Source organism: Pseudomonas sp. P7548 (assembly GCF_013386585.1).
Taxonomy (GTDB): domain Bacteria; phylum Pseudomonadota; class Gammaproteobacteria; order Pseudomonadales; family Pseudomonadaceae; genus Aquipseudomonas.
In genome coordinates this window covers 50,364-72,762 of record NZ_JACARO010000042.1, presented here as the reverse complement: position 1 = coordinate 72,762, position 22,399 = coordinate 50,364, and the positions used below count along the sequence as shown (strand labels likewise).

19 protein-coding genes are annotated in these 22,399 nt (G+C 62.2%); 13 read left to right on the top strand and 6 right to left on the bottom strand.

All coding sequences use genetic code 11. The features are described from left to right. Positions 1–158: 158 nt before the first annotated feature. Complete coding sequence (locus HX803_RS18150; RefSeq protein ID WP_178922250.1) at positions 159–938, top strand: IclR family transcriptional regulator; 780 nt, start codon at positions 159–161, stop codon at positions 936–938. A 209-nt stretch (positions 939–1,147) separates the two neighbouring features. On the opposite strand, the gene HX803_RS18145 is transcribed toward HX803_RS18150, so the two are convergent. Continuing rightward, positions 1,148–2,392: a saccharopine dehydrogenase family protein gene (locus tag HX803_RS18145; protein ID WP_176995639.1), complete on the bottom strand. Its 1,245-nt coding sequence runs from the start codon at positions 2,390–2,392 to the stop codon at positions 1,148–1,150. A gap of 28 nt (positions 2,393–2,420) precedes the next feature. After that, on the bottom strand, positions 2,421–3,518 hold the full coding sequence (locus HX803_RS18140) for a carboxynorspermidine decarboxylase (RefSeq protein WP_178922248.1): 1,098 nt from the start codon (positions 3,516–3,518) through the stop codon (positions 2,421–2,423). A gap of 185 nt (positions 3,519–3,703) precedes the next feature. On the opposite strand from HX803_RS18140, the gene HX803_RS18135 reads away from it, so the two are divergent. The 8 genes from HX803_RS18135 to HX803_RS18100 all read left to right on the top strand — a co-directional run bounded on the left by HX803_RS18135 (position 3,704) and on the right by HX803_RS18100 (position 12,619). After that, positions 3,704–4,372 (top strand): DUF2268 domain-containing putative Zn-dependent protease, encoded by a 669-nt coding sequence (locus tag HX803_RS18135; RefSeq protein WP_178922246.1) that lies wholly within the window; start codon positions 3,704–3,706, stop codon positions 4,370–4,372. A 1,299-nt stretch (positions 4,373–5,671) separates the two neighbouring features. Then, positions 5,672–6,691, top strand: a complete 1,020-nt coding sequence (locus tag HX803_RS18130) for a LacI family DNA-binding transcriptional regulator (protein WP_176995643.1) — start codon at positions 5,672–5,674, stop codon at positions 6,689–6,691. After that, positions 6,675–7,679, top strand: coding sequence for an ABC transporter substrate-binding protein (locus tag HX803_RS18125; protein ID WP_178922244.1), 1,005 nt, complete (start codon positions 6,675–6,677; stop codon positions 7,677–7,679). The genes HX803_RS18130 and HX803_RS18125 overlap by 17 nt, the downstream gene beginning before the upstream one ends. Then, positions 7,680–8,498, top strand: coding sequence for an ABC transporter permease (locus HX803_RS18120; protein ID WP_178922242.1), 819 nt, complete (start codon positions 7,680–7,682; stop codon positions 8,496–8,498). After that, a complete protein-coding gene (locus tag HX803_RS18115; RefSeq protein ID WP_178922240.1) occupies positions 8,495–9,289 on the top strand; it encodes an ABC transporter permease subunit in 795 nt (264 codons plus the stop codon). The genes HX803_RS18120 and HX803_RS18115 overlap by 4 nt, the downstream gene beginning before the upstream one ends. Further along, positions 9,286–10,317, top strand: a complete 1,032-nt coding sequence (locus HX803_RS18110) for an ABC transporter ATP-binding protein (protein WP_178922238.1) — start codon at positions 9,286–9,288, stop codon at positions 10,315–10,317. The genes HX803_RS18115 and HX803_RS18110 overlap by 4 nt, the downstream gene beginning before the upstream one ends. Before the next feature lie 10 nt (positions 10,318–10,327). After that, positions 10,328–11,161 (top strand): phosphodiesterase, encoded by an 834-nt coding sequence (locus HX803_RS18105; protein ID WP_178922236.1) that lies wholly within the window; start codon positions 10,328–10,330, stop codon positions 11,159–11,161. A 138-nt stretch (positions 11,162–11,299) separates the two neighbouring features. Further along, on the top strand, positions 11,300–12,619 hold the full coding sequence (locus tag HX803_RS18100) for an OprD family porin (protein ID WP_178922234.1): 1,320 nt from the start codon (positions 11,300–11,302) through the stop codon (positions 12,617–12,619). Positions 12,620–12,747: 128 nt separating this feature from the next. Here HX803_RS18100 and HX803_RS18095 read toward each other — a convergent pair whose 3' ends face one another. Further along, positions 12,748–13,197 (bottom strand): hypothetical protein, encoded by a 450-nt coding sequence (locus HX803_RS18095; protein WP_178922232.1) that lies wholly within the window; start codon positions 13,195–13,197, stop codon positions 12,748–12,750. Positions 13,198–13,436: 239 nt separating this feature from the next. Beyond that, positions 13,437–15,080 carry a sensor domain-containing diguanylate cyclase gene (locus HX803_RS18090; protein WP_178922230.1) on the bottom strand — a complete coding sequence of 548 codons (1,644 nt, stop codon included), beginning with the start codon at positions 15,078–15,080 and terminating at the stop codon, positions 13,437–13,439. 167 nt (positions 15,081–15,247) lie between these two features. Here HX803_RS18090 and HX803_RS18085 point away from each other — a divergent pair, with 167 nt between their 5' ends. Next, positions 15,248–15,850, top strand: a complete 603-nt coding sequence (locus tag HX803_RS18085) for a LysE family translocator (RefSeq protein ID WP_178922228.1) — start codon at positions 15,248–15,250, stop codon at positions 15,848–15,850. A 3-nt stretch (positions 15,851–15,853) separates the two neighbouring features. Here HX803_RS18085 and HX803_RS18080 read toward each other — a convergent pair whose 3' ends face one another. Then, the gene (locus HX803_RS18080; RefSeq protein ID WP_178922226.1) at positions 15,854–17,008 is read right to left on the bottom strand and encodes a DUF1624 domain-containing protein; all 1,155 of its coding nucleotides are present in this window, start codon (positions 17,006–17,008) and stop codon (positions 15,854–15,856) included. 129 nt (positions 17,009–17,137) lie between these two features. Here HX803_RS18080 and HX803_RS18075 point away from each other — a divergent pair, with 129 nt between their 5' ends. The 3 genes from HX803_RS18075 to HX803_RS18065 all read left to right on the top strand — a co-directional run bounded on the left by HX803_RS18075 (position 17,138) and on the right by HX803_RS18065 (position 21,112). Further along, positions 17,138–17,635, top strand: coding sequence for a sigma-70 family RNA polymerase sigma factor (locus tag HX803_RS18075; protein ID WP_178922224.1), 498 nt, complete (start codon positions 17,138–17,140; stop codon positions 17,633–17,635). Continuing rightward, complete coding sequence (locus HX803_RS18070; protein WP_178922222.1) at positions 17,632–18,585, top strand: FecR domain-containing protein; 954 nt, start codon at positions 17,632–17,634, stop codon at positions 18,583–18,585. The genes HX803_RS18075 and HX803_RS18070 overlap by 4 nt, the downstream gene beginning before the upstream one ends. Before the next feature lie 91 nt (positions 18,586–18,676). Continuing rightward, positions 18,677–21,112, top strand: coding sequence for a TonB-dependent receptor (locus HX803_RS18065; protein ID WP_178922220.1), 2,436 nt, complete (start codon positions 18,677–18,679; stop codon positions 21,110–21,112). A gap of 108 nt (positions 21,113–21,220) precedes the next feature. On the opposite strand, the gene HX803_RS18060 is transcribed toward HX803_RS18065, so the two are convergent. After that, a complete protein-coding gene (locus HX803_RS18060; RefSeq protein ID WP_178922219.1) occupies positions 21,221–22,282 on the bottom strand; it encodes a HoxN/HupN/NixA family nickel/cobalt transporter in 1,062 nt (353 codons plus the stop codon). Positions 22,283–22,399 lie beyond the last annotated feature (117 nt).

Genomic DNA, 22,399 nt, shown 5'->3' with positions numbered 1-22,399 from the left:
GCAAGCTCTGTGCCATTTCGATTGTTAAAAATCGTATAGCGCTTTATAAAATCGACAAAATGAACTGTTCGTATCGATATGCGATATTTAGTGGTCTATTTTTGTAATTTGCGGTAGAAATATCGCCACGCCTGAGCCACCTACGCCGCGAGTCCGCCATGTCTGAAGAACGCAACAGTTTGCACAACCAATCCTTGGAAAAAGGCCTGTCGGTGCTCAAGGCATTCAGCGCACAGCGCCGCAGCATGAGCCTTGCAGAGGTGGCCGAGGCGGCCGGCATGACCAAAAGTTCGGCCCAGCGCATGGTGTTTACCCTCGAAAGCCTGGGTTACCTTCGGAAACACTCTCGCACACGGCATTACCAACTCACCCCACGGGTGCTGGAGCTGGGCTTCAGCTACCTGGATGCGCATTCGTTGATTGAAGTGGCCAACCCGTTTCTGTCGGAACTGACCCGGCTGACCGGCGAAACCTCGTGCCTCACTGAGCCTGCGGGCTACGACATGACTTACATCGCACGATTCGTCAGCTCGGGGTTTGTGCCGGTGCACATGCCGATCGGCTCGCGAGTGCCGATGTATTGCACGGCGTCGGGGCGTGCGTATCTGAGCGCGCTGCCGCAGGAAGAGGCGCTGGTGTTGATCAAGCACAGCCAGCGTATTGCCCACACCAGCCAGACGCTGACGGACGTCGAACAGATTCTGGAATCGTTGCAACAGGTGCGCGAGCAGGGGTATGCGGTGAATGGCCAGGAGCTGTTCCTGGGTGACATGACCATCGGCGCGCCCGTGCTGGGTGCCAATGGCCGGCCGGTGGCGGCGGTGCATGTGGTCGCGCCCACCAGCCGCTGGACTCGGGCGGATGCAGAGAAACAGTTGGCGCCGGCGTTGTTGCAATGTTCGAGAGCGCTGAGTAACTCGGCCCGTAACCTGGAATAATCGATATTCAAAATCCACTGGAGATCCAAATGTGGGAGCGGGCTTGCTCGCGAATGCGGGGTATCAGTCACTAGAGATATCGACTGGCCCACCGCATTCGCGAGCAAGCCCGCTCCCACATTTAGAGCTTCATTGGCTTTGAGATTCGTGTGAGCCCCAAACAAAAAATGCGCCCCGTGGGGCGCATTTTTTTGGTCAGCAATTGCCTATCAGGCAGTCGCATCCCACGCACGATCACCGTGCTCGTCCTTGATGCGGGTCGGCAGGCCCATCACATCCAGCGCCTTCAGGAACGGCTCGGCCGGCAGTTCTTCGACGTTGGCCATGTGCTTGACATCCCACTCGCCACGGGCAACCAGCAGCGCAGCGGCCACCGGTGGCACGCCTGCGGTATAGGAGATGCCCTGGCTGTCAGTTTCAGCGAAGGCTTCTTCGTGACATGCCACGTTGTAGATGAACATCTCATGCGGCTGGCCGTCCTTGGTGCCTTTGACCAGGTCGCCGATGCAGGTCTTACCGGTGTAGCCAGGGGCGAGCGAAGACGGGTCGGGCAGTACGGCCTTGACCAGTTTCAACGGCACCACTTCCAGGCCTTCGGCGGTGGTGACCGGCTTCTCGGAGAGCAGGCCGAGGTTCTTCAGCACGGTGAACACGTTGATGTAGTGTTCGCCGAAGCTCATCCAGAAACGCACGTTGGGCACGTCGAGGTTTTTCGACAGCGAGTGCACTTCATCGTGGCCGGTGAGGTAGAGGTTCTGCGAACCGACAACTGGCAGGTCGTCAGTACGTTTGACTTCGAACATGGTGTTGCTGGTCCACTGGCTGTTCTGCCAGCTCCACACCTGTCCGGTGAACTCGCGGAAGTTGATTTCCGGGTCGAAGTTGGTGGCGAAGTATTTGCCATGGGAGCCGGCATTGACGTCGAGGATGTCGATCGAATCAATGCGGTCGAAATGCTGTTGCTGCGCCAGCGCGGCATACGCGTTGACGACACCCGGGTCGAAGCCCACGCCAAGGATGGCTGTGATGTTCTTCTGTTTGCACTCTTCCAGGTGGTTCCATTCGTAGTTGCCGTACCACGGCGGGGTCTCGCAGACCTTGCCCGGCTCTTCGTGGATGGCGGTGTCGAGGTACGCAACGCCCGTGTCGATGCAGGCACGCAGGACCGACATGTTGAGGAACGCGGAACCCACGTTGATGACGATCTGCGAGTCGGTCTCGCGGATCAGGGCCTTGGTCGCTTCCACGTCCAGGGCGTTCAGCGCGAAGGCTTGGATGTCGGCGGGAACCTTGAGGCTACCCTTGGCCTTGACGCTGTCGATGATGGCCTGGCATTTGGAGATGTTGCGCGACGCGATAGCAATACGACCGAGTTCGTCGTTGTGCTGCGCGCACTTGTGGGCCACCACCTTGGCGACACCTCCTGCACCAATGATAAGAACGTTCTTTTTCAATTGCTTTATCTCTCCTTTATCCGCCAGCTTACGAAAGGCTGGACAGGTAGTCGTCGTAACCAAATTCACGAACCACCTCGACAGTACCGTCGAGTTGTTTCACTACGATGGACGGCATTTTCAGGCCGTTGAACCAGTTTTTCTTGACCATGGTGTAGCCTGCGGTGTCGATGAACGACAGCCGATCGCCGATGGCCAGCGGACGATCAAATTGATACTCGCCGAAGATGTCCCCGGCCAGGCAGGATTTGCCGCACACCATATAGGTATGTTCGCCGTCGCTTGGCGCCAGCTTGGCGTTGAGGCGATAGATCAGCAGGTCCAGCAGGTGGGCTTCGATGGAGCTGTCTACCACGGCCAGGTTCTTGCCGTTGTAGAGGGTGTCGAGCACGGTGACTTCCAGGGAAGCGCTGTTGGTGATCGCCGCTTCGCCGGGCTCCAGGTAGACCTGCACGCCGTACTTCTCGGAGAACGCCTTGAGGCGGGCGCAGAACGCGTCCACGGCATAGTCTTCACCGGTGAAGTGGATGCCGCCGCCGAGGCTGACCCACTCGACCTTGTGAAGCAGCGCGCCAAAGCGTTCTTCGATTACACCGAGCATCTTGTCGAACAGGCTGAAGTCGCCGTTCTCGCAGTTGTTGTGGAACATGAAACCGGAGATCTGGTCGATCACGCCTTCGATCTTCACCGGGTCCCATTCGCCCAGGCGGCTGAACGGGCGCGCCGGGTCGGCCAGCAGGTAGTCGGAGCTGCTCACCTGCGGGTTCACACGCAGGCCACGGGTCTTGCCTTCGCTACGTTCGGCAAAACGCTGCAGCTGGCTGATGGAGTTGAAGATGATCTTGTCGCAGTTATCCAGCATCTCTTCGATTTCATCGTCGGCCCAGGCCACGCTGTAGGCGTGCGCCTCGCCTTCGAACTTCTGGCGACCGAGCTTGAGCTCATACAGCGACGACGACGTGGTGCCGTCCATGTACTGCTGCATCAGGTCGAACACCGACCAGGTGGCAAAGCACTTGAGCGCCAGCAACGCCTTGGCGCCGGACTGCTCGCGCACGTAAGCAATCTTCTGCATGTTGACCAGAAGCTTCTGTTTATCGATGAGGTAGTACGGCGTTTTGATCATTTTTGAGAGCCTGCGGCGGTGCCTGCCAAAAAAGGACACGCATTGTGCCCGCACTTGGATCGAATCGAAAGGTTAGCGGGCGGATTTTGCTGCCCTGCTTTTAAACTGACCTATGGATATGACAGCTCAACGGTATGATGGGCCGCTCCAGTGACATAAACCGGTTGGGACGACGAGAGGTGAGAATGGACGCTTGGACACTTCATTGGCTGGAGGCTTCGGGCTCACTGGTCGAGCAGCGCGGTCAATTGACCCTCGCATTCGAGAACGCCTACCAGGCCATTTCCCGCTGGATGCCACCCCCTCGGCTGGATGTACTGATCCAGCGACTGCCCGGCGAAACCCTCGCCGAACTCGGCCTGGTGGGACGCGCCTATCGCAGTACGATGTTCTCCATGACCCTGGACCCTGACAATCCAAACTTTGCCGCCAGCCTGCGCGACGGCGCGATGCTTCGTCACATCATTCATGAGGTGCATCACTGCCTGCGCATGGCGGGCCCCGGGTATGGCTGGACGTTGGGCGAAGCTCTGATCAGCGAAGGCCTGGCCGGGCAGTTTGTGCGGCACGTGTTGGGCAGTGAGCCAGAGCCGTGGGAGAGGGCGCTGAGCCTGGAAACCTTGCAGGCGGATCCGGTGGATGCGAGTGACCTGGCAGCGACGTACTACGATCACAGCGCGTGGTTTTTTGGCACGGGCGACAAGCCGAGGTGGCTGGGCTATGCGCTGGGGTATCAGATGGTGGGGCGATGGTTGGCAACTGTCGGTACGCCCGATGCGGAGGGGTGGGTGAACGTTTCGGCCCAAGACATACTTGCAGTCGCTTTCAAGGAAGGCTTGGTGTTCCATCCCTGACCGCGTTCCCTGTGGGAGCTGGCTTGCCTGAGAAATCGATGGCACAGCCAATAGAGGTGCCACCTGACCCACCGCCTTCGCAGCCTCGCTGGGGCTCGACAACTCCCACAGGTGACCGAGTCCATCCTTTGAAATGCGGTCGAATGTGGGAGCTGGCTTGCCTGCGAAAGCGGCGGTACAGCCAATAGAGACGTCGCCTGACCCACCGCCTTCGCAGCCTCGCTGGGGCTCGACAGCTCCCACAGGTAACCGAGTCCATCCGTTGAAATGCGGTCGAATGTGGGAGCTGGCTTGCCTGCGATAGCGGCGGCGCAGCCAATAGAGACGTCGCCTGACCCACCGCCTTCGCAGCCTCGCTGGGGCTCGACAACTCCCACAGGTGACCGAGTCCATCCTTTGAAATGCGGTCGAATGTGGGAGCTGGCTTGCCTGCGATAGCGGCGGTACAACCAATAGAGACGTCGCCTGACCCACCGCCTTCGCAGCCTCGCTGAAGCTCGACAGCTCCCACAGGTAACCGAGTCCATCCGTTGAAATGCGGCCGAATGTGGGAGCTGGCTTGCCTGCGAAAGCGGTGGTACAGCCAATACAGATGTCGCCTGGCAAGCCGCCTTCGCAGCCTCGCTGGGGCTCGACAACTCCCACAGGTGACCGAGTCCATCCTTTGAAATGCAATTCACTGTGGGAGCTGGCTTGCCTGCGAAAGCGGCGGTACAGCCAATAGAGACGTCGCCTGACCCACCGCCTTCGCAGCCTCGCTGAAGCTCGACAGCTCCCACAGGTAACCGAGTCTATCCGTTGAAATGCGGCCGAATGTGGGAGCTGGCTTGCCTGCGATAGCGGCGGCGCAGCCAATAGAGACGTCGCCTGACCCACCGCCTTCGCGGCCTCGCTGGGGCTCGACAATTCCCACAGGTGACCGAGTCTATCCGTTGAAATGCGGCCGAATGTGGGAGCTGGCTTGCCTGCGAAAGCGGCGGCGCAGCCAATAGAGACGTCGCCTGACCCACCGCCTTCGCAGCCTCGCTGAAGCTCGACAGCTCCCACAGGTGACCGAGTCCACTCTTTGAAATGCGGTCGAATGTGGGAGCTGGTTTGCCTGCGATAGCGGTCTTCCTGTGCCGGATGTGCTGCCGGACACATCGCTATCGCAGGCAAGCCAGCTCCCCCATTGGATCTCCTCTTGGCGGCAGAGGGTGTCGTTGCTGATTGCCATCAAATTGTCATCTTCTCACCACTGGACTGCCACATTCCCTCGCTACTGTCCTCGCCAATGAGATCGATCTCAAGCGAGTGACAATGACTGACTTGAAAGACGTTGCACGGCTGGCTGGCGTATCCCGCGCTACCGCCGCCCGTACCTTTGCTTCTCCCGACCAAGTGCGCCCGACCACCCGTGAGCAGGTGTTCGCTGCCGCCCGTGAACTGGGGTTTCGCCCCAATCTGCTGGGTCGCCAGTTGCGCCTGCAAACCACCCAGTTGATCGGCGTGGTGGTGCCCAACCTGCTCAACCCGGTGTTCGCCGAACAGTTCCAGGCCATGGAGCGCGCCGCTCGGTTGCGTGGCTACAGCCTGTTGCTGGCCACTACCGACTACAACAGCGAGCGCGAGAGCATCGTAGTGGAAGAGCTGCTGCGCCAACGGGTCGACGGCCTGGTGCTGACGGTCACCGATGCCGAAAGCAATGCCGTGCTCAGCAGCCTGAACACCGAACAAACCCCGTTCGTGCTGGCTTATCACCAACCGAGCAACCCCAACTACAGCGCCGTGTCGGTGGATAACCGTGCCGGCATGGCCCTGGCCACGCGTTATTTGCTGGAGGCCGGGCACCGCCGTATCAGTATGGTCGCCGGCCCCGCGTTGCAATCCGACCGGGCGCGCCTGCGCTACGCCGGTTACTGCGACGCCATGAACGAATACGGCCTCGACAGCCGCCCGGTGATCGAAATGCCGGCCCACACCCAGGCCGAATTCGCCGCGATCGAACCCTTCCTGCAAGGTCCGGACGCGCCCACCGCACTGGTGTGTTCCAACGATTTCCTGGCCATCAGCCTGATCGCCGAACTGCGCCGCAACCGTTGGAACGTCCCCGAGCAACTCTCGGTGATGGGCTTTGACGGCATCAGCCTCGGCACCCAAATGCACCCGACCCTGTGCAGCGTGGTGCAGCCCATCGCGCTGCTCGCCAGCACCGTGATTGACCAGTTGCTGGCGCAGATCGCCGGCAACGATCCGATTTCCCATTGCCTGCCTTGCCATATCCGGCCGGGCGACAGCACCCAACCCCATGAGGAGACGCCTGATGCGCGCGTTCAGTAAAACCCTGGCAGCCGTGCTGCTGTGCGGGGCCGCCAGCCTGGCCCAGGCTGCCGAAACCGCTATCTGCTACAACTGCCCGCCCGACTGGGCCGACTGGGGCACTCAGCTCAAGGCCATCGCCGCCAGCACCGGCGTGCAGGTGCCGCTGGACAACAAGAACTCCGGCCAGTCCCTGGCGCAGTTGGTGGCCGAAAAAGCCGCGCCCGTGGCCGACGTCGTTTACTACGGCGTGACCTTCGGCCTGCAAGCGCAGAAGGCCGACGTGGTGGGCACCTACAAACCCAAGGCCTGGGACCAGATTCCTGCTGGTTTGAAAGACCCGGCCGGCCACTGGTTCGCAATCCACTCCGGCACCTTGGGTATCATGGTCAACGTCGATGCGCTGGGTGGTTTGCCGGTGCCGCAAAGCTGGGCCGACCTGCTCAAGCCTGAGTACAAAGGCATGGTCGGCTACCTCGACCCGTCCAGCGCGTTTGTCGGCTACGTCTCGGCCGTGGCGATCAACCGCGCCATGGGCGGCGACCTGGACAACTTCGCGCCGGCCATCGACTACTTCCAGAAGCTGGCGAAAAACGCCCCCATCGTGCCCAAGCAAACTGCTTATGCGCGGGTGCTGTCGGGTGAGCTGCCCATCCTGGTGGACTACGACTTCAACGCCTACCGCGCCCGCTACAAGGACAACGCCAACGTCGCCTTCGTGATCCCCAAGGAAGGCAGCATCAGCGTTCCCTACGTGATGAGCCTGGTGGCCAACGCACCGCACCGCGCCAATGCCGAGAAGGTCCTCGACTTCGTGCTGTCGGACGAAGGCCAGGCACTGTGGGCCAAGGCCTATCTGCGCCCGGTGCGCGCGATGAAAATGCCGGCTGACGTGGCGGCACAGTTCCTGCCCGATAGCGACTATGCCCGCGCCGGCGTGGTGGACTACGAAAAAATGGCCGCCGTGCAGGAAGCCTTCGCCGCCCGTTACCTGAACGAGGTCAAGTAAGTGGCCGCATCGGCAAGACAGGCAGCCTGGGCCCTGGCCCCGGCCTTTGCGGTGCTGCTGGCGTTCTGGCTGTTGCCGCTGGCGCACCTGGTGGTGCTTGGCGCCGAGAGCCGTGACGCCAATGGCAGCGGCTATTGGCAGGTGCTCAGCAGTGCGCAGTACCTGGGCAGCCTCGGGCAAACCTTGGTCCTGGCCGTGGTGGTGACGCTGGTCGCGTTGGTGATCGGCGGCATCAGCGGGGTGTTCCTCGCCCGGCACCAGTTCTTCGGGCGCTCGGCATTGGTCGCGTTGCTCACCTTTCCCTTGGCCTTTCCCGGCGTGGTGGTGGGCTTCCTGGTGATCCTGCTGGCCGGTCGCCAAGGCTTGCTGGCTTCACTGGGCCTGCAATTGGTCGGTGAGCGCTGGATCTTCGCCTACTCGCTGGCAGGACTGTTTGTGGGCTACCTATACTTCTCGATTCCGCGGGTGATCCTCACGGTGATGGCGGCGTGCGAGAGCCTCGACCGCAGCCTGGAGGAGGCCGCGCACTCCCTGGGCGCCGGGCTTTGGCGCGTGGTGTGCGACGTGATCGTGCCGGGTTTGGCGCCTGCGTTGGCGTCGTGCGGGGCGATCTGTTTTGCCACGTCCATGGGCGCCTTCGGTACGGCCTTTACCTTGGGCACGCGGCTCAATGTCACCCCGGTGGCGATCTACAACGTGTTCACCAACTACGCCAACTTTGCCGTCGCTGCTGCGCTGTCAGTGGTGCTGGGCGCGGTGACCTGGGCGGTGCTGCTGCTTACCCGGCGCCTGGTGAAAAACGCGGGGACTGTGCTGTGAAACGTTCATCGCTGTTCGTGATTCAACTGCTGTTCACCTTGCTGGTGTGCGCCTTCATGCTGGTGCCGGTGCTGATGTCGCTGCTGGCCGGCTTGACCCGCAACTTCTTCGTGGGCCTGTCCAGCGGCTTGACCTTCGACTGGCTGGTCCAGGTGTGGCAAGCCTATTCGCCCACTGTGTGGCTGTCGCTGCAACTGGCCCTGGCCTGCGCGGTGTGCGTCTGCATGATCGGCGTACCGGCGGCCTACGCCCTGGTGCGCATGAACAACCGCTTCAGCCGCGCCTTCGAAGAGTTAATGGTGCTGCCGGTGGCCATGCCCGGCTTGGCCAGTGCACTGGCGTTGCTGTTGACCTACGGCCAGTTCGGCAGCTTTCGCAGCAACTGGCTGTTCATCCTGGTCGGCCATGTGCTGTTCACCTTGCCGTTCCTGGTGCGCCCGGTGATGGCGGTGATGCAGCGCCAGCAACTGCCGGTGCTGGAAGAGGCGGCGGCCAGCCTTGGCGCGGGGCCGATCAAGCGCTTTTTCAGCGTGGTGGTGCCCAACTGCCGGGCCGGGATCCTGGCCGGTGTGCTGATGGTGGTGACCTTGTCCCTGGGTGAATTCAACCTGACCTGGATGCTCCACACGCCCATGACCAAGACGCTGCCGGTGGGCCTGGCCGACAGCTACGCCTCGGCACGCCTGGAAATCGCCAGCGCCTACACCCTTATCTTTTTGCTGATGATCGTGCCGCTGCTGATTGCGCTGCAGGCCATCAGTGCCCGTTTGTCCCGTGGAGAGCGTCGATGACCGCTATCACTATCCGCCTGCAAGGCTGTCGCAAGGCGTTCGCCGACGGCACCGTGGCCGTGCATGACTTGAACCTGACCGTCGAAGGCGGCGAGACCCTGGCGATCCTGGGCCCGTCCGGCTGCGGCAAGACCACCACCTTGCGCCTGATCGCCGGCCTGGAACGCCCGGATGTGGGCCAGGTGCTGTTTGGTGATCAGGACGTGACCCGCCTGCCCATCGAGCACCGCGACGTGGGCATGGTGTTCCAGAACTACGCGCTGTTTCCCAACCTGGATGTGGCCGGGAACATCGTCTACGGCTTGAAGATTCGCGGCATGGCCGCGCTGGAGCGCAACAAGCGCTGCGACGAGTTGCTGGAACTGGTTGGCTTGCAAAATCATGGCAAGCGCAGCATCCATGAGTTGTCGGGCGGCCAGCGCCAGCGGGTGGCGTTGGCCCGCGCCTTGGCCCCGCGCCCGAAAGTGTTGTTGCTGGACGAACCCCTGGCGGCCCTCGACGCACAACTGCGCGAACGCCTGCGCAGCGAGCTCAATGAGCTGCTGCGTGGCCTCGGCATCACCTCGGTGTTCGTCACCCACGACCAGGGCGAAGCCATGGCCCTGGGCGACCGCATCCTGGTGATGGAGCAGGGGCGTGTCGCGCAGTTGGCCAGCCCGCGGGAGATCTACCAGAAACCGGCCAATGCCTTCGTCGCAGGCTTTGTCGGCAACCTCAATGCTTTCCCGGTGATCGCGTCGTCGGCCCATGGTTTGAAAGTCTGCGGCGGCGAGCTGCCGTGGCATGCCGCCGAGCGGCCCAGCACGGTGTATTGCCGCCCCGAACACCTCAAGGTGATGGAGAGCGAAGGGCACCTGCACGGCCACCTGCTGGCGCAGTTCTTCCAGGGCGCGCAGAGCCGTTTACTGGTGGAGGTGGGCGGCCCGCAACCGCTGCTGGTGGACAGCAGCGACAACCAGCTCTACGCCGTCGGCGCACCGATTGCCCTGGCGATTGCGCCGCATATGTTGTTCACCCTGAATGCCTGAGACTCTATTTGTGAATCGTCCGTTTATCGTTGCGCAGATCAGCGACCTGCACCTCAAAGCCGGCCAACGCCTCACCTATGGTGTGGTCGATACCTTGGGCGCGCTGCGCCGTGCCGTCGACCATTTGAACGCCAGTCACCCACGGCCCGACATCGTGGTCATCAGTGGCGACCTGGTGGACTTCGGCCGTGCCGATGAATACGCCGTGCTGCACCCTGAACTCGCACGCCTGCACATGCCGTGCTACCTGGTGCCAGGCAACCACGACACGCGGGGGCCGTTGCTTCACGCATTTGCGGATCACGCCTACTTGCCAGCGTCGGCTGACGGCCCGCTGGACTGGGTGGTGGACGAACATCCGCTGCGCTTGATCGGCCTGGACTCGACCATCCCCGGTGGCCACGGCGGCCAGTTGCTCGACAGTCAATTGCAGTGGCTCGACGAACAGTTGGCGCTGCGCCCCGACGCGCCCACTTTGCTGATCCTGCACCACCCGCCGTTTATCAGCGGCATTGGCCATATGGACCGCGAACCCTTTATCAACGCCGCTGCCCTGGAGCGTGTGGTCGCTCGTCACCCGCAGGTGGAGCGCCTGCTCTGCGGGCATTTGCATCGTCCGATGCAGCGGCGTTTCGGTGGCAGCATCAGTTGTGTGTGCCCGGGCACCTCGCACCAGATCGTGCTTGATTTGCAGGATGCAGCCCCTGCGCATTTCAACCTGGAACCGGCCGGTTACCTGCTGCACCGCTGGGATCAATCTCAAGGGTTGATCAGCCACAACGCGGTGTTCGGGGACTACCCGGGGCCGTACCCGTTTTATGACGCTCATGGATTGATTGACTAGCCGTTTACGGAGGTCCACTTCGCACAACTAAGTCGTTGAACGTTAGTTAACGCACCGGCCAACCCGAGTTTGGCCGAGTGCTTTCTGCTGCCCATTTTTTGCGCCCGGAACTTGAATTCCGCGCTGGAGCTCGTCCTGATGAAAGCCACTTTGAATGTATTAAGCGTATTGACCGGTACGTTGGGCGTGGCCCTGAGCCCCTTGGCCTCGGCTGACTTCCTGGGGGACAGCAAAGCCAATTTGAACATGCGCAACTTCTACTTCAACAACGATAACCGTGACGGTGCGGCGGCACCGTCGAAGACTGAAGAGTGGGCCCAGGCGTTTATCCTCAACTACCAGTCGGGCTTTACCGACGGCACGGTCGGCTTTGGCCTGGATGCGATCGGCATGCTCGGCGTGACCCTCGACAGCGGCGCCGGGCGCCATGTGGGCAGTTCGATGATCCCCAACGATGACGGCAAGGCGGCAGACAGCTGGGCCCGTGGCGGCGCAACGGCCAAGGCGCGTTTCGCCGGGAGTGAACTGCGCTACGGCTACCTGCGGCCGAACTTGCCGATCCTGGTGAGTAACGATGGCCGCCTGTTGCCGCAGTCGTTCGAAGGCGGGCAGATCACCAGCAAGGACATCGACAACCTGACCCTGATCGGCGGCCAGCTGCAACACACCACCGGTCGAGGTTCCAGCGACCGCAGTGGGTTGGCGGCGGCGGGCGGCACTCAGGAAAGCAACAAATTCAACTATGCCGGCGCCGATTACCAGGTGACCAAGGACCTGATGGTCCAGTACTACTACGCCAATCTTGAAGACTATTACCAGCAGCACTTTGCCGGTTTGATCCACGTGTTGCCGCTGGGCGATTACGGCTCGTTGAAAACCGACCTGCGTTACTTCAAGACCACCTCCGACGGCAAAAACAGCAGCGCCGCCGGGCGGGCCGAAGGCTACAAGTTCAGCGGCTATACCAAGAACGGCACGGGTGAAATCGACAACAACACCTGGAGTGCGGCGTTCATCTACTCCCTGGGTCCGCACGCGATTACGGCGGGTTACCAGCAAGTGTCGGACGACAGCAACTTCGCCCAGCTCAACCAGGGTGGTCTGGTGAACAAAGGGGAGGGCGGTTCCAGCCTCTACCTCTACACCGACCGCACCGTGCAGACCTTCATCCAGGCCGGCGAGCGCACGGCGTTTGCGCAATACGCCTACGACTTCGTCGCACTGGGCCTGCCGGGGCTCAAGGCGTCGGTGATGTACCTCAAGGGCGACCACATCCTCACCACCGCCGGCAACAACGCCAGCGAGTGGGAGCGGGATATCTCCCTGGATTACGTGGTGCAGAGCGGCACGTTCAAGAACGTCGGGTTTGGCTGGCGCAACGGCGTATCGCGCAGCGACGTCGCACGGGACCAGGACCAGAACCGCGTGTTCGTGAGCTACTCGATCCCCCTGCTATAAACCCGATCTTTGTAGTGAGCGAGCTTGCTCGCGCCGCGCCAGCCCAGACACCGCCCGTTCGCAGGAGAAATCGGGTGCCTGGGACAACGCGGCGCGGGGCGAGCCCGCTCACTACAAGCCCAGTGTGCTTAGTCGCTGCTGCTGCCCAGTAGAATCCAGCGCTGTCCTTGCGCGTGAATATCCAGGGCGAACTCCCACCACACCGGATAGCCCGGATGACCTTTGGCCAAGTAGAACTCATGGATTGCATCGGCCTGGTGAAGATGAACGCCTTGGGTCAATTGCTCCACCAAGCCGATGATTTCTTCGCGTTTATCCGGCAGGTCAATAGGGCCTCCACCTGAGTCGCCCACAAACAAGAACGACTCAAGCATGAGTGCGCGCGCGTCCTCGGCACTGATTGGCGCACTGCGAGTGACTTCGCAGGATGAACTCACCGTTTGCTTGAGCGCTTCAATCAACGGTTGCTCAGTACTCAATGGACCATAACTGTCCACCGAAACCATGTAGTTGTAGCCGTAAAGAAGATGTTCGAGCCTGAGTATGTATTCAGGTCTGTTGTCGTTTATTACCTGCATCCCGTTTCCCTTTTCAGACCCGCCTCCGTTAATACACCAGGCGACCTAAACAGGCCAGCAATAGCGCCAGGCAACCCACGCCAAGCAGAGTGAGGGCCAGTGCCAAAACGTGCGCCAGCACTATCGTCAATGGGTGCATGGTGTGCTTCCTGAGGTGTTAAGGAAGCACGATTATGAAAAGCCCCTGCCAGCGGATACAGACGCTGGCGGATATTTCAGTGATAAGCAAAACCCAAGGTTTACGCCACCCGGTTCCTGCCCGCACCCTTGGCCTGGTAGAGCTGCATGTCGGCGCGCTTGAGCAGTGCCGAGGAGTCGCGGTCCGACGGCTCGGCCACGCCCACGCCAATGCTCACCGTCACATGGCCCACCGTGGGGAATTGGGCGGCGGCCACGGCGGCGCGGATTTTTTCGGCGACTACTTCGGGGCTGTCCGGTTCTTCGACTTCGGGTAGCAGCACCGCGAACTCCTCACCGCCGTAACGCGCGACAAAGTCGGTGGCGCGGGTGGTGCTTTCGATCAGGGCAGCGAGCTGGCAGAGTACGTCGTCACCCACAGCGTGCCCGTAGGTATCGTTGACCCGTTTGAAGTAGTCGGCGTCGATCAACAGCAGGGCGAAGGTGCGCCCGGTGCGCTGGAACAACAGACTGTTTTCGGCGAGTTTTTCATCGAAGCGACGGCGGTTGTAGACCCCGGTCAGCGCGTCGTGAGTCGCCAGTTTCAACAGGTCAGCGTTGGCCTGGGTGAGGTCGGCCGTGCGTTGGGCGACCGTCGCTTCAAGGGACGCATTGGCTTCCTGCAACTCACGTTCCTTGCTAAGCAACGATTGAGTCATGCGGCTGATGGACTGCCCCAGCTGGGCGATTTCCAGCACCGGATGCTCCTGGGAAAACACCGCCCCGGGCTGCTGTTCCTGCACAAGCTTGGCGGACTTGGCCAGGCGTTCGATCGGCCGGCTCAGGGTCAGTGCCAGGTAGTACGCCACCAGGCCGAACACGAGGGCGGCGAGCACGCCCAGGATCAGCAATTTGTACAACAGCACCCGTGCCGGTTGCAGGGCGATGTCCAGCGGCTGGCGGACCACGATGTACCACGACAGGTTGGCATTGGACGGGCTCGGCACCGCCACCGAGGCACTCACGTAGCCGTTGCCGGTGGTCCAGCCGGTAGGCGAGTGCAGATTGGCCTGGGGCATTTGCTCGCCCGCGAGGATCTCGGGGTAGAGCACCTTGCCGTCGAAGTCGATGATCAGTGCTTGCAGGTTGGGCGCGGCGTCCTTTTGCATCACCGCCGCATCGACGATCTGGGTCACCCAGCGCCAGTGCGCGTGGGCACCGAGCACGCCGATGGTTTCACCCTTGGCGTTGCGGATCGGCGCGGCAAAGTCGATAAAGCGCAACGGCTCACCCTTGGCCGCACTCGGCAACAGCTTGGCCAGCAGCACGGCTTCGTGGGGATCACCGGTGTACTCACCGCGCATGCCCGCCTGGAACCACGGGCGTTGCTGCACCGACTGATTGACCAGCAACCCCTTCACCGCCTGGCGCACACGGCCCTCGGCGTCCGCTACGCCCATCCACGCGTACTCGGCGCGTGACTGGGTGCGCAACTCCATCAAGGTCATGATGTCCGGTGCATCCAGGTTGCCCTGGCGGAACAGTGGCGCCTTGCTCAGCAACGACACTTCCAGCTGCCGCTCACGCAACTGCACCGCCAGCAGTGCCGCGCTGGAACGGGCGGTGCTGAGCAGCGCGTTGCCGCTGGCCTGCTTCACCTGTTCAGTGGCGATATGGCCTACGTAAAAGCCCACGATCAGCAGAGTGAGCACCGATAAACCGGCAAACCACAGGGTCAGGTGAGTACGCAGACTGGCTTTGAGCATTGGGCACGTTCACAGGCTAGGTGTCATTACATGGTAGGCGTAATCTCAGCCCCGGTGCCAGTTGCGATTCGTAGGCCCACCCACTGCCGTGCCGACCTACGAACGTACAAGAACCCCCATGGCAGCCCTCAGTAGACTCGCTGCATTCCCTCTACTGCAGGTTTTCCATGGACATTTTTCTCTACGCATTCAGCGTCATGTACAGCCCCGGCCCGGTGAATTTCATGGGCCTTAATGCCGGGCTTACCGGCCAGTTCCGTCGTTCCACCGGGTTTTTCATCGGCGTGGGCTGCGCGATGCTGGTGTTGTTCGTGCTGTTTGGCTACACCGGCGAAGCGATCATCTCCCAGGCGGCGCTGCCCTACATCTCGTTGGTGGGCGGCGTGTACACGCTGTACCTCGCGTACCAGGTGTTCACTGCGCGCACGGTGGTGGATGAGGCGGCGTCAACGGCGCCGACCAAGACCCTGACGTTCTGGAACGGGTTGGTGATCCAGTTGCTCAATCCCAAGGGCATCATGGCGGTGCTGCCGATCACCAGTGTGATGCTGCCGGCAGCACACATCACCGGCGTGTCGATTGCGCTGGTGTCGGCGGTGCTGGCCTTTGGCGCGTTTGGTGCGCCGTGGGTGTACGCACTGCTCGGGGCTGGGCTGGGGCGGCGTATCAACGGTACTTCGGCGTTCACCGTGTTCAACCGGTGCATGGGGATTGCGTTGGCGGTGTGCGCGTACTTCATGTTTCACGCGTTTTATGTGCACATCGTGTAGGCGTTACAGGTATTTGAGCCAAGCCAGGTCGCGGCGGCGTGCCTTGAGCCCGGCAAACCAGCGCACGGGCGGATACAGCGCCAGCGGTAGCAGCAGCGCCACCAGCCACACGGCGCCGATGCTGTCGAAGCCGAAGTAGGTGCCGTGATTGAGGCCAAACAACGCCACGCACGCGACATACAGGATTTTCAGCACATACAGGTGCAGCAGATAAAAGAACATCGGCGCGGCGCCAAAGGTGGCCAGCAGGGCGATCCAGCGTTTGTGCCCCGCGCGCTCAAAGGCCAGCAACAGCAGCAGACCCACGCCCAAGGTCATCGCCAGGAACAACAGTGAAGGCGGGTACTTGGTCACGTTGAAAACACTCATCAGCGTCTGCACGCCACTGTCGTAGCTCTGCCAGGGCTTTTCACCGTAGCCATTGAGTGTTCGCACCACGGCAAACCCGATCAGCGCCCCCACACCCGCCAGCAGCAGATAACGCTGACGCCTCGCTGGCTGCAGGCCATTGGCAAACCACGGACCCAGGCCGTAACCCAGGGCAATTACGCCGATCCACGGCATTACCGGGTAGGTGGTGCGCAGGCGCAGCGAATCGCCGACTTCGATCCAGCTGCGCTCATGCAGGATCGCCCACAGGTTTTGCAGGGCCGAGCCGGGCGCGAAGTGCACGCCATCCAGCAGGTTGTGGCCAGCGATGATGAGCAACGCCAACCCAATCAACAGCGACCTTGGCAGCCATACCAGGGCGGCAAGGGCGAGCATGCTTACGCCGATGGCCCAGATCACTTGCAGGTAGATCACGCTCGGCGGCAGTTGGAAGGTCCAGGCGAAGTTGACCAGGGTGAATTCCAGCACCACCAAAAACAGACCGCGCTTGAACAGGAATGCCGATACAGCCTGGCGGCCCTGGTATTTCTGGCCGTACAACCACGCCGACAAGCCAGTGAGCAGCACGAACACCGGCGCGCACAGGTGGGCGAGGGTGCGGCTGACAAACAGGGCCGGTTCGGTGCTGTCGATGTTCATCGGGTCGCTGACCTGGCGGTGCAGCAGGAAGGTTTCGCGCACGTGGTCCAGCAACATGAACAGGATCACCAGGCCACGCAGGGCGTCGATGGAAAGCAGGCGTTGGCGCAGGGGGACAGCGTCGGTCATGGGCGAGGGTCACAGGTCAGGCGAAAAATTGGCGTTATCCTATAACATTAATTAACGCGTTGCCGGTCTCTGTGGCTGCGATTAGAATGCGATCAATTCTTAATTACTTCCGGATTCCGGGTGATCTGCATGTCGTCTTCGCTCCATCTGCCGCTCCAGGCGCTGTACTGCGAACACCACGGATGGTTGTACCGCTGGCTCGACCGCAAGCTGGGCAACGCCAGTGATGCAGCCGACCTGGCCCATGACACCTTCATGCGCTTGCTCACGCGCCAGAACCCCGCAGGGTATGGCAGCGAGCCGCGCGCCTTGCTCACCCATATCGCCAAGGGCCTGATGATCGACAGCTGGCGCCGCCAGGAAGTCGAGCGCGCTTATCTGGAAACCATCGCCCATCTGCCGGAGCAGCACGTCCCGTCGCCGGAAACCCGCTGGCTGATCCTTGAGGCGCTGTACCGCATCGAAGCCATGCTGCGCGATTTGCCCGAGAAAACCCGCCAGGCGTTCCTGTTGTCGCAGATCGATGGCCTGACCTACCCGCAGATCGCCGATGAGCTGAAGGTGTCGCTGGCCTCGGTCAAGCGCTACATGCGCGATGCCTTCCTCGCGTGCCTGAGCGTGGCATGAACCCGTCCATCGACCCGCAGATCCTCGGCGAAGCCGCCGACTGGATGGTGCAACTGCAGTCCGGCATCGCCACCGACGAAGACCGCCGCGCCGTGGCCCAATGGCAGGGCCGCAGTGCCCAGCACGCGCAAGCCTGGCAGCGCGCGGAAGCGATATTGGGCGACTTCAACAGCGTGCCGGGGGCCATCGCCGGTGAGACCCTCAAGCGCATCGGTCGCAAACAATCCCTGGGCCGGCGCCAGGCGCTCGGGCTGTTGCTGCTGGCGGGCCCGGCGACATGGCTGGCGTACCAGCACAAACCCTGGCAAGCCTGGACGGCCGACCAGCACACGGCCATCGGCGAACAGCGCCCCCTCACCTTGCCCGACGGCACACAGCTGCTGATCAACACCAACAGTTCCTTGAATATCGCCTTCACCGACCAGGTGCGACGCATCGAGCTGTTGCAAGGCGAGGTGATGATTACCACCGCCAAAGACCCTGCGCCGATACATCGCCCGTTTATCGTGCAGACCCGCCACGGCACCGCCCGCGCCCTGGGGACGCATTTCAGCGTGCGCGTGGGTGAGCAGAGCAGTCACGTCGCCGTGCTTGAGGGGGCCGTGGAAATGCTGCCGGAACAAGCCAGCCGTGGGGTGATCCTCAAGGCCGGTGAACAGAGCGCGTTTGGCCGCGACCGTGTGGCGGCGGTGGAACCGTTGGCGGTCAGCGCGACCACCTGGGAGAACGGCATGCTGCTGGCCCAGCACATGCGCCTGGCGGATCTGCTCGACGAACTGGGCCGCTACCGCCCCGGTGTGTTGCGCTGCCATGAACGTGTGGCGGGCTTGACCGTTTCCGGCGCGTTCCCGTTGCGCGACACCGACGCCAGCCTGCGTTTGCTGCAGGAAACCCTGCCGGTGAAGGTCAGCAGCCTGACCGGCTACTGGGTCACCGTTGAGCCGCGCTGAATTTTTTTTCACTGTTCGCTGAGACCTTTTTCGTTGTCGCCCGGTGTAGGGGAATAACCCTCACCTTTGCACCGCGCCGACAGGAATGCCCATGACCGCCACCCCGCACCCCATTCGCCCCTTGAAAGCCTTGAGCCTGGCTGTTGCCCTGGCGGCCATCGCACCGTTGCACAGCGCGCTGGCCGCCGAGGCCGCTTCCACCCGCGCGGCACGCAGCTACACCGTCGCGCCGGGGCCATTGGGTAATGTACTGGCGCAGTTCGCGGCGCTGTCCGGGGTGCCGTTGTCGTTTGACTCCACGCTGCTCAATGACCAGCAGAGCGCCGGGCTGCAAGGCGACTTCACCGCGCAGTCGGGGTTGCTGCACTTGCTGCAAGGCAGCGGCTACACCTTGCAGAGCACCGGTACCCAGGGTTACACGGTGGTGCCCGAGGCCAGTGGCGCGGCCGTGCAACTGGGCGCGACCACCATCAGCGGCGAGGCGGGCGGGGCACAGGCGGACACCTACGGCGGCGGCCAGGTGGCGCGCACGGCACGCCTGGGTGTGCTGGGCAATCGTTCGATCAATGATGTGCCGTTCAGCGTGGTCAGCTACACCGCCAAGACCATCGCCGACCAGCAGGCCCGCACCGTGGGCGATGTGTTGCTCAACGATGCGTCGGTGCGTCAGTCCTCGGGGTTCGGCAACTTCTCCCAGATGTTCATCATTCGCGGCTTGCCGCTGAACACCGATGACATTGCCTTCAATGGCCTTTACGGCGTGCTGCCTCGGCAGATCATCACCACCGAAGCCCTGGAGCGCGTGGAGTTGTTCAAGGGGCCCAACGCCTTCGTCAACGGCGTGTCGCCGGCCGGCACGGGCATCGGCGGCAGCGTCAACCTGGTGCCCAAGCGCGCCGAAGACACGCCAACCCGCAGCGTCAGCCTCGACTACGCCAGCGACGGCCAGACCGGTGGCCACCTCGACCTGGGCCAGCGTTTCGGTGAAGACAACCGCTTCGGTGCGCGGGTCAACTTGGCCAGGCACGGAGGCGACACGGCCATCGACGATGAAAACAAAAGCTCGCAGCTGGTGGCCATTGCCCTGGACTACCGTGGCGATCGGCTGCGGGTGTCCACCGATTTCGGCTACCAGAAAGAACGCATCAACAACGGCCGCGCCGTGGTGTACCCCACCGGCACCCAAGTGCCCAAGGCGCCTTCGGCCAAGCACAACTACGCCCAGGACTGGAGCTGGTCGGAGCTGGAAGACACCTACGGCATGTTCAACGCCGAGTACGACCTCACTGACAACTGGACGGCCTACGTGGGCGGCGGTGCCAAGCATACGCGGGAGAACGGCGAGTATTCGTCGCTCTACGTGGGCAACGATGGCAGCGGGCGCGTGGGTTTCCTCTATTCACCCCACGATGAAGACAACAAGAGCGCGATGGCCGGGTTGAATGGACACTTCGACACCGGGCCGGTGACCCATCAGATGAACCTCGGTTTGTCGGGCATCTGGGGTGAGCAGCGTTCGGCGTTCGAGGCGATCACCCAGGCCAACCGCAAGCCCGGCAACCTCTACAACCCGACCCAGATCCCGCGCCCCACCGTGACCTACTTCGGCAGTGACATCCATGACCCACGGGTGGTCGGCAAGAATCGCATCAAGAGCGCCGCCGCCTCCGACACCCTGGGCTTTCTCGATGACCGCGTCCTGCTGACCGTGGGCGTGCGCCGCCAGACCATCGAAGTGGACGCGTGGAACACCACCACCGGTGCGCGCAACGCCAACTACGACAAGTCGATCACTACGCCGGTGTACGGCCTGGTGCTCAAGCCATGGGAGCACGTGTCGTTCTACGCCAACCGCATCGAGGGGCTGGCCCAGGGGCCGACGTCGCCGTCTACGGGTGTGACCAACCCCAACGTCACCTTCGCACCCAAGCGCAGCAAGCAGACCGAAGCCGGGGTCAAGCTGGATTGGGACAGTTACGGAGCGACGCTCGGGGTGTATCGAATCGAGCAACCGAACAACGCCACCTCGCGTTTGCCGGGCAATAGTCTGGATACGTTCAGCGTCGATGGCCTGCAAATCAACAAAGGCGTGGAGCTGAATGTGTTCGGCGAGCCGATTGATGGCTTGCGCTTGTTGACCGGTGCGACCTGGATGCACACCGAACAGCAGAACACCTCCAACGGCCTGACCGACGGCAATCGTGTGGCCGGTGTGCCGCGTTATCAGTTCAACGTGGGGGCTGACTGGGACGTGCCGGGTATTCAGGGTGCGGCCGTCAGCGCACGCCTGTTGCGCACCGGGGGGGAGTACGTGAATGCCGCCAACACCCTGGACATCCCGGCCTGGACCCGCGTCGACCTCGGCGCGCGTTATGGCTTCAAGGCCGACGACAAGACCATCACCCTGCGCGCCAACCTTGAGAACGTGGCGAACAAGGCGTACTGGGCCTCGGCTTCGACGGCCAATAACTACCTGACCCAGGGGGAGCCGCGCACGCTCAAGGTTTCGGCTACTGTCGACTTCTAACGCTTCCTGGTGTTTGGGGCGACGCGGCGCGGGGCAAGCCCGCTCACTACAAACGGTGCTGTTGTAGTGAGCGGGCTTGCCTCGCGCAGCGTCATCCCAGGCACCGCATCACAAAGGGTGACGGGTCTCAAGCTGGTCATACCGCTTGAGCCGATACAGCAACACCGATGCCCCCCAGCTCACCACAAAAATCCCGATGATGATGTACCCAAGCAGCCCGAAGCTGTCATTCAGGCTGCCGATAAACGCCCAGAAGCCACCCTTGAGTTCCAACTGGTCCGAGATCAGCCCCAGCGCCTCGATGCTGCCGATGACCACGGCCACCACCACCGACACCAGGGTAATGCTCATGTTGTAGTAAATCTTGCGGATCGGCTTCATGTACGCCCAGCCATAAGCCCCCAGCATCAGGTGCCCGTCCAGGGTGTCCACCAGGGACATGCCGGCGCTGAATAGCAGCGGGAACACCATGATCGACCACGGCGACAACCCTTGCGCCGCCTGCGTGGCGGAGATGCCCAGCAAGGCGATTTCGGTGGCGGTGTCAAACCCCAGGCCAAACAGGAACCCCAGCGGGTACAGGTGCCAGCTGCGGCTGATCAGGCGGAACAACGGGCGAAAGATCCGCGCCATGAACCCCCGGTCGGCCAGCAGCAGGTTGAAGTCATCCTCTACGTACACGCCACCCTGGCGCACATGGCGCCAGGCCTGGTAGATCGAGCGCAGGATCACCAGGTTCATCAGCGCGATCACCAGCAAAAACAGCGCCGAGACCGAGGTGCCGATCACACCACCCACGGCCTTGAACGCTTCGAAATGATCCTTGAGGGTCGCCGCCGTAAAGGCCACGGCGATAGACGCCAGCACCACCACCGAAGAATGCCCCAGGGAGAAAAAGAACCCTACCGCCACCGGGCGTTTTTGCTCTTGCATCAGCTTGCGGGTGGCGTTGTCGATGGCGGCGATGTGGTCGGCGTCTACCGCGTGGCGCAGGCCGAAGCTGTAGGCGAGCAGGGCGGTGCCCAACAACACCGGGTGCGCGTGAAACGCCACCAGTGCCCAGAGCCAGGCGCCTACGTTGAGGGCGATCAGCACGCCGTAGATGCCGAATAATTTGCCACGGACCTGGCTGTTCGAATCACTGAAAACCTGGGCAAGACGGTGAATCATCAGGTAAACCCTATCAAGGCAATGGCGCGACCGCTCCGACGCAGGAACGGCTCCGGGTGCTGAAATGCTTCAGGCACCGGGGAACGTTAATGGATTCGGCACGCGCCTATGATGAAA